The organism is Cypionkella sp. (assembly GCF_034376685.1).
GTDB lineage: Bacteria > Pseudomonadota > Alphaproteobacteria > Rhodobacterales > Rhodobacteraceae > Cypionkella.
This window is the reverse complement of sequence record NZ_JAXMJJ010000064.1, coordinates 22,538-35,500: the sequence shown is the minus strand read 5'-3', so window position 1 is coordinate 35,500 and position 12,963 is coordinate 22,538. Positions and strand designations below refer to the sequence as shown.

At 61.3% G+C, this 12,963-nt stretch carries 13 protein-coding genes; 11 read left to right on the top strand and 2 right to left on the bottom strand.

Annotated features, from left to right (window positions below):
* The 9 genes from U1A24_RS12590 to U1A24_RS12550 all read left to right on the top strand — a co-directional run bounded on the left by U1A24_RS12590 (position 1) and on the right by U1A24_RS12550 (position 9,895).
* Entirely contained in the window at positions 1–831 is an 831-nt protein-coding gene (locus tag U1A24_RS12590; RefSeq protein WP_322322316.1) for a carbohydrate ABC transporter permease, read from the top strand.
* A 7-nt stretch (positions 832–838) separates the two neighbouring features.
* Entirely contained in the window at positions 839–1,837 is a 999-nt protein-coding gene (locus U1A24_RS12585; protein ID WP_322322315.1) for an ABC transporter ATP-binding protein, read from the top strand.
* Positions 1,834–2,604 (top strand): L-iditol 2-dehydrogenase, encoded by a 771-nt coding sequence (locus tag U1A24_RS12580; protein ID WP_322322314.1) that lies wholly within the window; start codon positions 1,834–1,836, stop codon positions 2,602–2,604. Before U1A24_RS12585 ends, U1A24_RS12580 begins: the two co-directional genes overlap by 4 nt.
* A gap of 2 nt (positions 2,605–2,606) precedes the next feature.
* Positions 2,607–4,046, top strand: a complete 1,440-nt coding sequence (locus U1A24_RS12575) for a mannitol dehydrogenase family protein (protein ID WP_322322313.1) — start codon at positions 2,607–2,609, stop codon at positions 4,044–4,046.
* A 118-nt stretch (positions 4,047–4,164) separates the two neighbouring features.
* Positions 4,165–5,193: an LLM class flavin-dependent oxidoreductase gene (locus U1A24_RS12570; RefSeq protein ID WP_322322312.1), complete on the top strand. Its 1,029-nt coding sequence runs from the start codon at positions 4,165–4,167 to the stop codon at positions 5,191–5,193.
* Between the two features lie 166 nt (positions 5,194–5,359).
* The gene (locus U1A24_RS12565; protein WP_322322311.1) at positions 5,360–6,667 is read left to right on the top strand and encodes an AMP-binding protein; all 1,308 of its coding nucleotides are present in this window, start codon (positions 5,360–5,362) and stop codon (positions 6,665–6,667) included.
* 193 nt (positions 6,668–6,860) lie between these two features.
* Positions 6,861–7,472, top strand: coding sequence for an NYN domain-containing protein (locus tag U1A24_RS12560; RefSeq protein ID WP_322322310.1), 612 nt, complete (start codon positions 6,861–6,863; stop codon positions 7,470–7,472).
* 246 nt (positions 7,473–7,718) lie between these two features.
* Positions 7,719–8,633 (top strand): acetyl-CoA carboxylase, carboxyltransferase subunit beta, encoded by a 915-nt coding sequence (gene accD, locus U1A24_RS12555; RefSeq protein ID WP_322322309.1) that lies wholly within the window; start codon positions 7,719–7,721, stop codon positions 8,631–8,633.
* A 23-nt stretch (positions 8,634–8,656) separates the two neighbouring features.
* Entirely contained in the window at positions 8,657–9,895 is a 1,239-nt protein-coding gene (locus U1A24_RS12550; protein WP_322322353.1) for a folylpolyglutamate synthase/dihydrofolate synthase family protein, read from the top strand.
* On the opposite strand, the gene U1A24_RS12545 is transcribed toward U1A24_RS12550, so the two are convergent.
* On the bottom strand, positions 9,892–10,515 hold the full coding sequence (locus U1A24_RS12545) for a TetR/AcrR family transcriptional regulator (RefSeq protein ID WP_322322308.1): 624 nt from the start codon (positions 10,513–10,515) through the stop codon (positions 9,892–9,894). The two genes, U1A24_RS12550 and U1A24_RS12545, sit on opposite strands and share 4 nt — an antisense overlap.
* Before the next feature lie 55 nt (positions 10,516–10,570).
* Positions 10,571–10,720 (bottom strand): hypothetical protein, encoded by a 150-nt coding sequence (locus U1A24_RS12540; protein WP_322322307.1) that lies wholly within the window; start codon positions 10,718–10,720, stop codon positions 10,571–10,573.
* A 170-nt stretch (positions 10,721–10,890) separates the two neighbouring features.
* Here U1A24_RS12540 and mbfA point away from each other — a divergent pair, with 170 nt between their 5' ends.
* Positions 10,891–11,868, top strand: a complete 978-nt coding sequence (gene mbfA, locus U1A24_RS12535) for an iron exporter MbfA (protein WP_322322306.1) — start codon at positions 10,891–10,893, stop codon at positions 11,866–11,868.
* Positions 11,869–11,997: 129 nt separating this feature from the next.
* On the top strand, positions 11,998–12,924 hold the full coding sequence (locus U1A24_RS12530) for an AEC family transporter (RefSeq protein ID WP_322322305.1): 927 nt from the start codon (positions 11,998–12,000) through the stop codon (positions 12,922–12,924).
* The last annotated feature ends 39 nt before the right edge of the window (positions 12,925–12,963 follow it).

Below are 12,963 nucleotides of genomic sequence, written 5' to 3'. Positions count from 1 at the left end.
ATGGCACGCAAAACCACAAACACCCGCAAAGCGCTTGTCACCTTTCTGGCCTGGACCATCGGCTTTCTGATCTTCTTCCCGATCCTGTGGACGATCCTGATGAGCTTCAAATCCGAAGGCGATGCGATCAAGGCCCCCTTTGCGATGCTGTCCTCGCATTGGACGCTGGAAAGCTATGCCGAGGTGCAAACCCGATCTAACTATGGCCTGCACTTCTGGAACTCGGTGATCTTGTCGGTGGGCTCGACCTTGCTGGCGCTGTTGATCGCCATTCCGGCGGCTTGGGCGATGGCTTTCGTGCCCGGCAAGCGCACCAAAGACCTGTTGATGTGGATGCTGTCGACCAAGATGATGCCCGCCGTGGGGGTCCTGGTGCCGATGTATCTGATGTTCCGCGACCTTGGGCTGCTGGATAGCCGGATCGGTCTGGTCATCGTGCTGACCCTGATCAACCTGCCGATCGTGGTCTGGATGCTGTATACCTACTTCAAGGAAATCCCCGGTGAAATCCTTGAAGCTGCCCGGATGGATGGCGCAAGTCTGCGCTCGGAAATCCTGTATGTGCTGACACCGATGGCGGTTCCCGGCATTGCCTCGACCATGCTGTTGAACATCATCCTGGCGTGGAATGAGGCGTTCTGGACCCTGCAACTGACCACCTCGTCGGCGGCACCGCTGACCCAGTTCATCGCCAGCTATTCTTCGCCCGAGGGGCTGTTCTACGCAAAACTTTCGGCGGCCAGCACGATGGCCATCGCGCCAATCCTAATCCTTGGCTGGTTCAGCCAGAAACAACTCGTCCGGGGTCTGACCTTCGGCGCGGTCAAGTGAGGTTCACATGGGCAAGATAACTCTGAAATCCGTTCGCAAATCCTTCGGCGAAGTCGATGTGATCCCCTCGATCGACCTGTCTATCGAGGACGGTGAATTCGTCGTCTTTGTTGGGCCCTCGGGCTGCGGCAAGTCGACCTTGTTGCGGTTGATCGCGGGGCTGGAGGATACCACCTCGGGCACGATTGCGATTGACGGGCAGGACGCAACTGATCTGCCGCCGTCAAAGCGGGGTCTGGCGATGGTGTTCCAATCCTATGCTTTGTATCCGCATATGTCGGTGAAGAAGAACATCATGTTCCCGCTGAAAATGGCGGGGATGGACCCCGCCGCCGCCGAGGCGCGGGTCGCCAATGCCGCGAAAATCCTGAACCTGACGAACTATCTGGAGCGCAAGCCGGGCCAGCTTTCGGGCGGGCAGCGGCAGCGGGTGGCAATTGGCCGTGCGATTGTGCGCGAACCATCGGCGTTTCTGTTCGACGAGCCGTTGTCGAACCTTGACGCGGCGTTGCGGGTGAACATGCGGCAGGAAATCAGCGAACTGCACCAGTCGCTGAAAACCACGATGATCTATGTGACGCATGATCAGGTGGAAGCGATGACGATGGCGGACAAGATCGTCGTGCTGAATGCGGGGCGGATCGAGCAAGTGGGCTCGCCTTTGGAGTTGTATAAAGCACCCGCGAATACCTTTGTCGCGGGCTTCATCGGCTCTCCCAAGATGAACCTGATCACCGGGGCCGAGGCCGCCAAGCACAATGCCACCACTATCGGCATCCGCCCGGAACATCTTGATATTGTGGCCGATGGCCCGTGGCAGGGTGTGGTTGGTCTGTCCGAGCATCTGGGCTCTGACACCTTCCTGAAGATCACGGTGCCGGGGCTGGACCCGATCACCGTGCGTGCCGGAGGGGAGTTGACGTTGCGCCCCGGTGACAAGATCGGACTGGCGCCGCAGGCCGGCAAGCTGCACCGCTTTGGCGCAGACGGAAAGGCAATCGCATGAGGCTGGCTGGTAAAACCGCGCTGATCACCGGGTCGGCCCGTGGCATCGGGCTGGAGTTTGCCCGCGCCTATATCGCCGAGGGGGCGACGGTTGCCTTGGCCGATATCAACGCCGAGGCGGTCGCGAAAGCGGCGGCTGCCTTGGGGCCGAAGGCGATTGGCGTGCAGATGGATGTCACCTCGCAAGCCTCGATTGACGCGGGATTTGCGGCGGCGATTGCGCAGATGGGGGCGTTGGACATTCTGGTCAACAACGCGGCCTTGTTCACCGCAGCGCCGATTGCCGAGATCAGTCGCGTTGATTTCGACCGTTTGTTTGCGGTGAATGTGTCGGGCACGTTGTTTTGTATGCAGGCTGCCGCCAAGCATATGATTGCGCGCGGAAAAGGCGGCAAGATCATCAACATGGCGTCGCAGGCGGGGCGTCGGGGTGAGGGGCTGGTGGCGGTCTATTGTGCCACCAAAGCCGCCGTGATCAGCCTGACCCAAAGCGCTGGCTTGGGGTTGATCGAACATAACATCAACGTCAATGCGATTGCCCCCGGTGTGGTAGACGGCGAGCATTGGGACGGCGTCGATGCCTTCTTCGCCAAATATGAGAACAAACAACCGGGCCAGAAAAAGCGCGAAGTGGGTGCCGCTGTGCCGTTTGGGCGGATGGGCACCGCTGCCGATCTGATCGGAATGGCGATTTTTCTCGCCACGTCCGAGGCCGAATACATCGTCGCGCAATGCTTCGGTGTTGACGGCGGCAACTGGATGGCATGACCATGAATGACAGTTCACAAACTGCGACGATGCCTGCCTATGACCGCAGCAAGCTGACCCCCGGCATTGTCCATATCGGTTTGGGCAATTTCCACCGCGCGCATATGGCGGTCTATCTGGACGATCTGTTCGCGATGGGTCTGGCACATGATTGGGCGATCCTTGGCGCGGGCGTGCGCGAAGGCGATGCCCGGATGCGCGCGGCGATGCTGGCGCAGGATTGTCTGTCGTCAATCATCGAGCTGGACCCGAAGGGCAAATCTGCCCGCCGTATCGGCGCGATGATCGGTTTTATCGAGGTGCAGCCCGACAACGCCGCGCTGATCGCCGCGATGGCCCGCCCCGAAATCCGCATCGTCAGTCTGACCGTCACCGAAGGCGGCTATTTCATTGACCCCGCTACGGGCGAATTTGACCCAACCGCGCCGGAGATCGCCGCCGATGCCGCCAATCCGCACCGCACAGCCTTTGGGGCGATCATCGCGGCGCTGAAAGCCCGCCGCGCCGCTGGGATTGCACCGTTTACCGTGATGTCCTGCGATAACCTGCCCGGCAACGGCCATGTCACCGAAGCCGCCGTGGTGGGCCTTGCCCGCCTGTCCGACCCCGCGCTTGCCGATTGGATCAAGGCCAATGTCGCCTTTCCGAACGGCATGGTGGACCGCATCACCCCCGCCACCGGCCCGCGCGAGCGTGCAATGGTGGCCGCTTTCGGCCTTGGCGATGATCCGGTGCCTGTGACCTGCGAGCCGTTCCGGCAATGGGTGCTGGAGGATAATTTCCCCGCTGGCCGCCCGCCGTTGGAGAAGGTTGGCGTCACTTTCTCAAACGATGTCCACGCCTATGAGGCGATGAAAATCCGCATCCTGAACGGCGGCCACGCCACCATTGCCTATCCGGGTGGGCTTTTGGACATCGAGTATGTCCACGAAGCGATGGCGCATCCGCTGATCCTCGGCTTCCTGAATAAACTGGAAACCACCGAGATCATCCCCACGGTTGCCCCGGTGCCCGACACCAATCTGGTCGATTACTACGCCAAGATCGTCGAGCGGTTCTCGAACCCCGAGGTGGCCGATACCGAGCGTCGGCTGTGCCTTGACGGGTCCAATCGGCAACCGAAATTCATCGTGCCCCCCCTGCGCGACCGTCTGGCTGCGGGGCAATCCTGTGACGGGCTGGCCCTCGTCAGCGCACTCTGGTGTCGCTATTGCACCGGAACTTCGGACAAAGGCAGCTATATCCCGCCAAATGATCCGAATTGGGAAGCGTTGCAGGCCACAGCCATCGCCGCGCAATCCAATCCGCAGGCTTGGCTTGATCAACGCACCATTTACGGCGACCTTGCCGATAACCCCAGCTTCCAGACCGCCTTCGCCACCCAACTCGCCCGCGTCCGCGATGAAGGGTGCGAAGCGGCACTGCGCGCCTATATCGGCTGATCCTTCTTGAACAGCCGATGTGCAGCCGCGCAGACTTCCCCACAAGCGCGGCTGCACTTATCTCTGTCTCAACAGCATGGGCGCGCAGGATCATCCCGCAGCGCTCTGGGAGACAGATATGAATATCGAACTTGGCCTTGATACCTTTGGCGATGTGACCATCGACGCCAATGGCGCGCAGAAACCGATGGATCAGGTGATCCGCGATGTGGTCGACGAAGCCGTGGTGGCGGATCAGGCTGGTGTGCATTTCATCGGCTTGGGCGAACACCACCGCCCGGATTTCGCAATCTCCTCGCCCGAGGTGATTTTGGCGGCGATTGCCGGACGCACCAGCAAAATCCACTTGGGCACCGCCGTGACGGTGCTGTCGTCAGATGATCCGATCCGGGTGTTTCAGCGGTTTTCCACCCTGAACGCGATCTCGAACGGGCGGGCAGAGGTGATCCTGGGGCGCGGCAGCTTTACCGAAAGCTATCCACTGTTCGGCTATGCGATGGATGATTACGAGCTGCTGTTCGAGGAAAAGCTGGATATTTTCGCCAAACTGGTGCGTGAACCCAAACTGACTTGGGCAGGGGAAACCCGCACGCCGTTGACCAACCAGATCGTCTATCCGCCGGTTGGCCCGAAACAACTGACGACTTGGGTTGGTGTGGGCGGTTCCCCGGAATCGGTGGTGCGGGTGGTGCGGCAGGATCTGCAACTGATGCTGGCGATCATCGGCGGCGATCCACGGCGGTTCCTGCCCTATATCGACCTTTATCACCGCGCTGTGGACCAACTGGGTAAAACTGTGCGCCCGATTGGCATCCATTCGCCGGGGTTTGTGGCCGCAACGGATACCGAGGCGCAGGAACTGCTGTGGCCGCATTATCAGACCATGTTCGGTCGCTTGGGCCGTGAACGTGGCTGGCCGCCGACAACCAAAGAGCGGTTTCTGGAAGAGGTGCACCACGGCTCGCTTTATGTCGGGTCGCCGGAAACCGTGGCAAAGAAGATCGCAGCGACAATCCGCGATCTGAAAATCCAGCGGTTTGATATGAAATACGCCACCGGGCCACAGCCGCATGATCAGTTGCTCAACTGTATCCAGCTTTACGGCGAAAAGGTGATTCCGATGGTGCATGACCTGCTGGCGGTCTGAAGCCACGAAGTGATGAAAACTTGAGCATAAGGCTGCGGCAGGGCGCTCCTGTCGCGGCTTTTGTCTGTCTGGGGCGGCAACTTCCGGTCTCGTCATGACAATGCCCAGATTTGCGCGCAAGACATCCCAACTCTAAACGCAATCGCCCTTCCGGCGAGGAGACCGCATGCTTGACATATCGCCGGATCGGCTGACCCTTGAACCCATCGAAATCGCCTCACGCGATGAGATCGAAGCACTACAGCTGACCCGGCTGAAATGGTCGCTGGCGCATGCCTATCACAATGTGCCGCATATCAACGCTGCCTTCAAAGCCGCGGGCGTGCATCCCGATGATCTGGGCCAGCTAAGCGATATTTCGCGGTTTCCGTTCACCACCAAGGCCGATTTGCGCGCCAATTATCCGTTTGGCCTGTTCGCCGTGCCGCGTGAAAAGGTGGTGCGGCTGCACGCGTCATCCGGCACCACAGGCAAGCCTACCGTGGTGGGCTACACCGCGAAAGACATTGACACCTGGGCGCATCTGATGGCGCGGACGATGCGGGCTTGCGGCACGCGGCCCGGCGATGTGGTGCATCTGTCCTACGGATACGGGTTGTTCACCGGTGGGCTTGGCTTTCACTATGGCGCCGAGAAACTGGGCTGCACCGTGGTGCCGGTTTCCAGCGGCATGACGCATCGGCAGGTCAATCTGATCGAAGATTTCAGGGCCACCACCATTGGCTCCACCCCGTCCTACATGCTGTCGATTCTGGATGAATACCGCGCGCAGGGCCGTGATCCGCGTAAAAGCCCGCTGCGGGTGGGGATTTTCGGTGGCGAGCCGTGGACCAATGCGATGCGGGCCGAGATTGAGTCCGCCTTCGATATGCACGCGCTGGATTGCTATGGGCTGTCCGAGGTGATCGGGCCGGGGGTGGCGATTGAATGCGTGGAAAGCAAGGATGGGCTGACGCTTTGGGAAGATCACTTTCTGGCCGAGATCATTGATCCGGTCACCGGGGCGGTGTTGCCGGAGGGGGCGTTTGGCGAGCTGGTGCTGACCTCGCTGAGCAAAGAGGCGCTGCCGATTGTGCGGTATCGGACGCGGGATCTGACCCGGCTGTTGCCCGGCACGGCGCGGTCGATGCGGCGGTTGGAGCGGCTGCGCGGGCGCAGCGATGACATGATGATCCTGCGTGGGGTGAATGTGTTCCCGTCGCAGATCGAAGAGCAGGTGCTGGCGCATCCGGGGCTTGCGCCGCATTTCCAGATCGAGCTGCGCCGTGCGGGGCGATTGGATTCGATGACGGTGGGGGTTGAGGCGGTGGCTGCCATCGATGCGGACGAGCTGGCGCGGCTGGGCACGGGCTTGCAAAAGCGGATCCGGCAGATGTGGGGGATCAATGTTGAGGTTGCCGCAGGGCCGCCGGGCAGCGTGCCGCGCAGTCAGGGCAAGGCGGTACGGGTCGTCGATCATCGGCCCAAGGCGTGAGGGTGGGGATGGTCCCAACTCGGGACCATTTTTAGATGATTGAAATCAATGCGGTAGCAGGCTGGATTTAAGGTTTTCTTAAGGGTTTGACGCTTTAGTGAGGAGTGTCGGGGCGATTCCCGGCCCATTCCTTGGGTCGAACGCTCGGCGGGAGTATGGGATGATTGCGCCGCTTTTCTTGTGTCTTGCTTCGATGATCGGGCTTGCCCTGGCCGTCGTGCTGCCGGGGCTGCAGGATTTTGTGATGCTGGCGGGGCCGATGCTGGCGGCCAGTGTCTGGCTTTTGCTGCGGGCAAGATTTGCGCAGGGCGCTGCGGCGCGGGGCAAAGCAATTTCACCCGCCACGCAGCACGCCATGCCGACGGGCCCACCCCGGCGCGGGGTGTTTGCGCGCAGACAAGCCCCGCCGAAATATGTCGTGGTTGATGGCTCTAACGTGATGCATTGGAAGGACAATGTGCCGCAAATCGAGTCGGTGCGGGCGGTGGTTGAGAAGCTGACAGCGGCGGGCTATGCGCCGGGTGTCGTTTTTGACGCCAATGCAGGCCACAAGCTGATGGGCAAGTACAAGCACGATCGTGCCTTTGGCAAGCTGTTGGGATTGCCGCATGAGCGGGTGATGGTTGTGGCCAAGGGCACGCCTGCCGATCCGGTGATTTTGGCCTCAGCCCGCGATCTGGGCGCACGGATTGTCAGCAATGATCGGTTCCGCGATTGGGCTGAGACGCATCCAGAGGTGACCACACCCGGACATGTGATCGCGGGCGGCTATCGTGACGGACAGGTTTGGCTGGATATGGCGTGAAATGCCGGATCGGGGCGGTGGGTTGCACCCACCCTACGATGCTGCACCGGAGCAGAGGGTTGCATGGTCTGCGCGCGTTGAGACAGCGGGAGCCTCAGACGGGCGTATTTCGGCCAAGATGAAACTGTAGGTCGGCTTGGAGGCTGGGGACAGCGGCGGGCCGATGCCAGCGGGGCGTGGCAGCGATTGCATTTCCGCCCCCCTCGGACTATCTGACAGGAGACCGATGTTACCGCAGGACAGGCGATGAACTGGATTTCAAACTACGTCCGCCCGAAGATCAACTCGCTGTTTTCGCGCCGCGAGGTGCCCGAGAATCTTTGGACGAAATGCCCGGAATGCGGGACGATGCTGTTTCACCGCGAACTTGCGGCGAATCTGAACGTCTGCACCTCGTGCGATCACCATATGGCGATCAGCCCGCGGGATCGGTTTGTCGGGCTGTTCGATGTCGGCGTGTTCGTCGAGGTGAAGGTGCCGGAGCCGGTGGTCGACCCACTGCATTTCCGCGATCAGAAAAAATACCCCGAGCGTCTGAAGGCGGCGCAAAAGGTGACGGGCGAGCGCGAAGCGATGCTGGTGGCCGAAGGCGAAGTTGGCCGCACGCCGATCATCGCGGTGGCGCAGGATTTCAGCTTCATGGCGGGATCCATGGGGATGTATGTCGGCAACGCCATCATTGCGGCGGCGCAGCGGGCGGTGGCGACCAAGCGGCCGCTGGTGCTGTTTTCGGCGGCGGGCGGCGCGCGGATGCAAGAGGGGATTCTCAGCCTGATGCAGATGCCGCGCACCACGGTGGCGGTGCAGATGCTGAAGGAAGCCGGGTTGCCTTATGTGGTGGTGCTGACGCATCCGACCACCGGCGGCGTGACCGCGTCTTATGCCATGCTGGGGGATGTGCAGATTGCCGAACCGAACGCGCTGATCTGTTTCGCCGGGCCGCGGGTGATTGAACAAACCATTCGCGAAAAGCTGCCCGAAGGTTTCCAGCGCGCGGAATATCTGTTGGATCACGGTATGTTGGACCGGGTGACGCACCGCAAAGCCATGCGTGAGGAATTGGTGACGATCCTGCGCATGCTGATGAACCAATCGCCTGCGGTGAAGGGTGATCTGCCACCGCCGGGAAGCATTCTCGAGGCGGCCGAGGTCAAAGCGTGAGCTCTGACGCCGTTCTGGAACGGATGATGACGCTGCATCCCAAGGTGATTGATCTTGTGATGGATCGGGTGGAGCGGTTGCTCAGCGCGCTGGGCAACCCCGAACGCTCGGTTCCGCCGGTGATCCATATCGCGGGCACCAATGGCAAGGGCAGCACGCAAGCGATGATCCGGGCCGGGCTGGAAGCGGGCGGATCCTTGGTGCATGCCTATACCTCGCCGCATTTGGCGCGGTTTCACGAACGGATTCGTTTGGCCGGCGAGCTGATTTCCGAGGATGCTTTGACGGCGTTGCTGGACGAGTGCGTGGTGGCGAACGGCCCGGATGAGATCACGTTTTTTGAGATCACCACCTGTGCGGCGTTTCTGGCGTTCAGCCGGGTGCGTGCAGACTATACGCTGCTAGAGGTCGGCTTGGGCGGCCGTCTGGACGCGACCAATGTGGTGGCAAAGCCGGTTTTGACGGTGATCACCCCGGTGTCGATCGACCATCAGCAATATCTGGGTGAGACTTTGGCCGAGATCGCTGGCGAAAAAGCCGGGATTTTGAAGCGCGGCGTGCCGTGTGTGATTGGCCCGCAGGAAGATGAAGGCATGGCGGTGATCGAGGCGCGCGCGGCGCGGCTCGGTTGCCCGGTGCTGGCGTTTGGCCAACAGTGGAGCGCTTGGGAAGAGCGTGGGCGGTTGATTTATCAGGATGAGAACGGGCTGTTGGATCTGCCCTTGCCGAACCTGCCGGGGCCGTTTCAGGTGCAGAACGCCGGGGCGGCAATTGCGGCCTTGCGGGCGCTGGGGAAAGATGCGGCGGCCTGTGAGGCGGCGGTGACCAAGGCCTATTGGCCCGCAAGGATGCAGCGTTTGCGAGTGGGGCCATTGGTGGACAGTGCGCCGGGTGTCGAGTTGTGGCTGGACGGTGGGCATAATCCGGCGGGGGGTGCTGCTGTGGCGGCGACTTTGGCGCGGATGCCTGCGCGCGAGACACATCTGATCTGCGGCATGCTGAACACCAAGGATGTGCGCGGCTATATGGAACCGCTGGCAGCTTGCGTGACCCGGCTGCATGCGGTGTCGATCCCCGGTGAGAAAAATACGCTGCCCGCTGAAGTGACGCGGGATGCGGCTTTGAGTGTGGGGATGCAGGCTGAGGTGGCTGGTTCGGTGGCCGAGGCTTTGGCCGCGATTGCCGCAGGATCACCCGGCGCGCGGGTGCTGATCTGCGGGTCTTTGTATCTGGCGGGCGGAGTTCTGCGCGACAACGGCTAGGGTTTTGCGCCGTAGCGCGCCATGAACATTGCGACGGCACCCTCGATGACGCGGGTGGCGTCGGCGGTGGTGCAGCACGGGCTGGGCGTGAAGATCATGCGGTCTTGAATGTCGACCTTGCACAGCTGCGCGAATTGCGCGGCGGCAAAGGGGATGTCGTCGATGATCAACTCACCGCGTTCGGTGGCGCAGCGCAGCATTTCGGCGATACGATCTTGCACCAGTTTCGGGCCGGAGTGGTAGAATTGATGCGCGACGGCGGGGAAATTTTCCGATTCTGCCACAGCGATACGGTAGATCCGCTGGCCAAAATCCGACAGCATGAATGCGGTGATCTTTTGCGCGGCCAGTCGCAGAACATCGGCGATGGGCGCGTTGGGGTCGATGTGGGCTTCGGCATCATCGGCCTGACGGCGGCATTCGGCGCTGGCAATTTCAAGGAAAAGCAGGCGTTTGTCGGGAAAATAGGCATAGAGCGTGGCTTTCGACACCCCGGCCTCGCGCGCGATGTCATCGACCGATGCGCGTTCAAAGCCGTCGCGCATGAATACCGTGCGCGCGCCTTCCAGCACCTGATCGAACTTGCGACCCTTAACAATTAGTTGCGGCTTGGCACCCATGCTGTCCCCCTTACCACAGTCTATAGCGGCAGCGGGGGGACGGGCAAGCGGTTGGTCACTTGCCGGGCTGGGCAGCATTTTGCGCCGAAATGGAGGTGGTGGTCGGCGGGAAGGTCAGGTCGGGCAGATTGACGCTCATCGAGAAGGCCGAAGCTTGGGTGGCGGCGGCGAGGGTCAGCAGCAGGGCGGTAGCGAAGGGTTTCATGGCGGGCTCCTATATCTGAACTCATCGGTTCAAATGTGAAAATGAACTGATTCGTTCAGTTTGGCAAGTGAAATCTGAACTTGACGGTTCAGATTGCGATTTGGGCTTGGTGTTTGCGGTGTGATCGGTCTACTTAGAATCATTCCAAACTAAACCGAGATGAGTCTGACATGGGTTTCAACATTTCCAACCTCAGGCGTTTTGCCGATCTGACCGAGCAAGAGGTGTTGGCGCTGGCGATTTCGTCTGAAGAGGACGACGCGCGGATCTACCGGACCTATGCCCAAGGGCTGCGGGCGGAATATCCGGCTTCGGCGGCGGTGTTTGATGAAATGGCGATCGAGGAAGACGGGCATCGGCAGATGCTGATTGATCTGCATGTCAGCCGGTTCGGCACCGTTATTCCGCTGCTGCGGCGCGAGCATGTGGCGGGTTTTTATGCGCGCCGACCCGTGTGGTTGACCGAAAATTTGGGGCTGGAACGCATCCGCGATGAGGCCCGTGCGATGGAGCATGGCGCTGCGGAGTTTTACGCCCGTGCGGCGGCGCGGACCAAGGATGCAGCGACGCGGAAGCTGCTGGGCGATCTGGCGGCGGCAGAGGCGGGGCATGAGCTTCATGCCGAGGGGTTGGAGGCCGATCTGCTGGGGCCAGAGGTGCGCGACGGTGAGGATAAGGTGGCGCGGCGGCAGTTTATTCTGACTTGGGTGCAGCCGGGGTTGGCGGGGCTGATGGATGGCTCGGTCTCCACCCTTGCGCCGATCTTTGCCACGGCTTTTGCCACTCAGGATACCTGGACGACGTTTCTGGTCGGGACGGCGGCGAGTGTGGGGGCGGGGATCTCGATGGGGTTCACCGAGGCCGCGCATGATGATGGGGTGCTGTCGGGGCGGGGCAGTCCGTTCAAGCGCGGGCTGGCGTCGGGGGTGATGACGACGTTGGGCGGGATGGGGCATGCGCTGCCCTATCTGATCCCGGATTTCTGGACCGCGACCACCATCGCGATGGTGGTGGTGTTTGTGGAATTGTGGGCGATTGCCTGGATTCAGAACAAATTCATGGAGACGCCGTTCTTAAGGGCGGCGATGCAGGTGGTGCTGGGCGGGGCATTGGTGTTCGCGGCGGGGGTGTTGATTGGTGGCGGTTGAGGGCTGGTCCGCCTGCGGGACCGAAAGAGAACGGTTATGAATCAAGGTCTTAGGTTTTCGCGTTAAGAGTTTGTTCACAGATGCCCGCGAAGGCTTGTGTCTGCCGGGGCGGCGTGAAACTCTGGCCCCATGCTGGCGATTTTGCTGAAAACTCTGCCGTTCTTTGCGGTGATTGGCCTTGGCTATGGCGCGGGGCGGCTGCGGTTTTTCAGCCCCGAGGCCACGGCGTATCTGACGAAATTCGTGTTCTACTTCGCGCTGTCGGCGATGCTGTTTGGCTTTGCGGCCAATCTGGACCTTGGCGATGTGTTCTCTTGGGCGTTTGTCTGGGCGTATTTTCTGGCCTCGGCTTTGGTCTGGGCCATCGTCGCCGGGGTGGCGCTGCTGCGCGGGGCCAAGCCCGAAGTTGCGGTGTTTGAGGCGCATACCGGGATTATCGGCAATGTGGGTTTTCTAGGCATTCCGATGCTGACGCTGCTGCTGGGTCCGGCGGCGGTGGGGCCGGTCTTGCTGGTGCTGGCGGTTGATCTGGTGGTGTTTTCCAGCTTGTTGACGCTGCTGGTGGTGGGCTTACGCGAAGGCCGGATGTCTTGGGGCATCTTTCAGGTGCTCGGGCTGGGCCTGCTGAAAAATCCGATGATCGTTTCGGTGGTGCTGGGCATGGCTTGGGGCGCGACCGGTTGGGCGCTGCCTGTGCCGGTGAATGAGTTCATGACCATGCTGGGGGCTGCGGCCACACCCTGCGCTCTCTTTGCGATTGGCGCGAGCCTTGCTGGCCGCAGTGCGGAACGGCTGGAGGTGGCGGCCTGGCTGAGTTTTGCCAAGCTGGCGCTGCATCCGGCGGCGGTGGCGCTGGCGGCACTGGTGATTTTCCCGGTGGAGCGCTATGCGGCGGGGGTGATGATTGCGGCGGCATCTTTGCCTGTGGCCGGAAATGTCTTTATTCTGGCGCAGCATTACGGGGTGGCCCCGCAGCGGGTTTCCACCGCGATCCTGATCTCGACCGCCGCGTCGGTGCTGAGCGTGACGGCGGTGATTGCGTTTGTGACGGGCTGAACTGTGAAGACTAAAACCAACTAAGCGTGTGAGGGCATT

Excerpts from the sequence above, each read along its gene's own strand:
- U1A24_RS12550 (WP_322322353.1), top strand. The coding sequence starts at position 8,657 with ATGATGACGCTGCATCCCAAGGTGATTGATCTTGTGATGGATCGGGTG.
- U1A24_RS12565 (WP_322322311.1), top strand. The coding sequence starts at position 5,360 with ATGCTTGACATATCGCCGGATCGGCTGACCCTTGAACCCATCGAAATC.
- U1A24_RS12570 (WP_322322312.1), top strand. The coding sequence starts at position 4,165 with ATGAATATCGAACTTGGCCTTGATACCTTTGGCGATGTGACCATCGAC.
- U1A24_RS12540 (WP_322322307.1), bottom strand. The coding sequence starts at position 10,720 with ATGAAACCCTTCGCTACCGCCCTGCTGCTGACCCTCGCCGCCGCCACC.
- U1A24_RS12580 (WP_322322314.1), top strand. The coding sequence starts at position 1,834 with ATGAGGCTGGCTGGTAAAACCGCGCTGATCACCGGGTCGGCCCGTGGC.
- accD (WP_322322309.1), top strand. The coding sequence starts at position 7,719 with ATGAACTGGATTTCAAACTACGTCCGCCCGAAGATCAACTCGCTGTTT.
- U1A24_RS12560 (WP_322322310.1), top strand. The coding sequence starts at position 6,861 with ATGATCGGGCTTGCCCTGGCCGTCGTGCTGCCGGGGCTGCAGGATTTT.
- U1A24_RS12545 (WP_322322308.1), bottom strand. The coding sequence starts at position 10,515 with ATGGGTGCCAAGCCGCAACTAATTGTTAAGGGTCGCAAGTTCGATCAG.
- U1A24_RS12530 (WP_322322305.1), top strand. The coding sequence starts at position 11,998 with ATGCTGGCGATTTTGCTGAAAACTCTGCCGTTCTTTGCGGTGATTGGC.
- U1A24_RS12575 (WP_322322313.1), top strand. The coding sequence starts at position 2,607 with ATGAATGACAGTTCACAAACTGCGACGATGCCTGCCTATGACCGCAGC.
- U1A24_RS12590 (WP_322322316.1), top strand. The coding sequence starts at position 1 with ATGGCACGCAAAACCACAAACACCCGCAAAGCGCTTGTCACCTTTCTG.
- U1A24_RS12585 (WP_322322315.1), top strand. The coding sequence starts at position 839 with ATGGGCAAGATAACTCTGAAATCCGTTCGCAAATCCTTCGGCGAAGTC.
- mbfA (WP_322322306.1), top strand. The coding sequence starts at position 10,891 with ATGGGTTTCAACATTTCCAACCTCAGGCGTTTTGCCGATCTGACCGAG.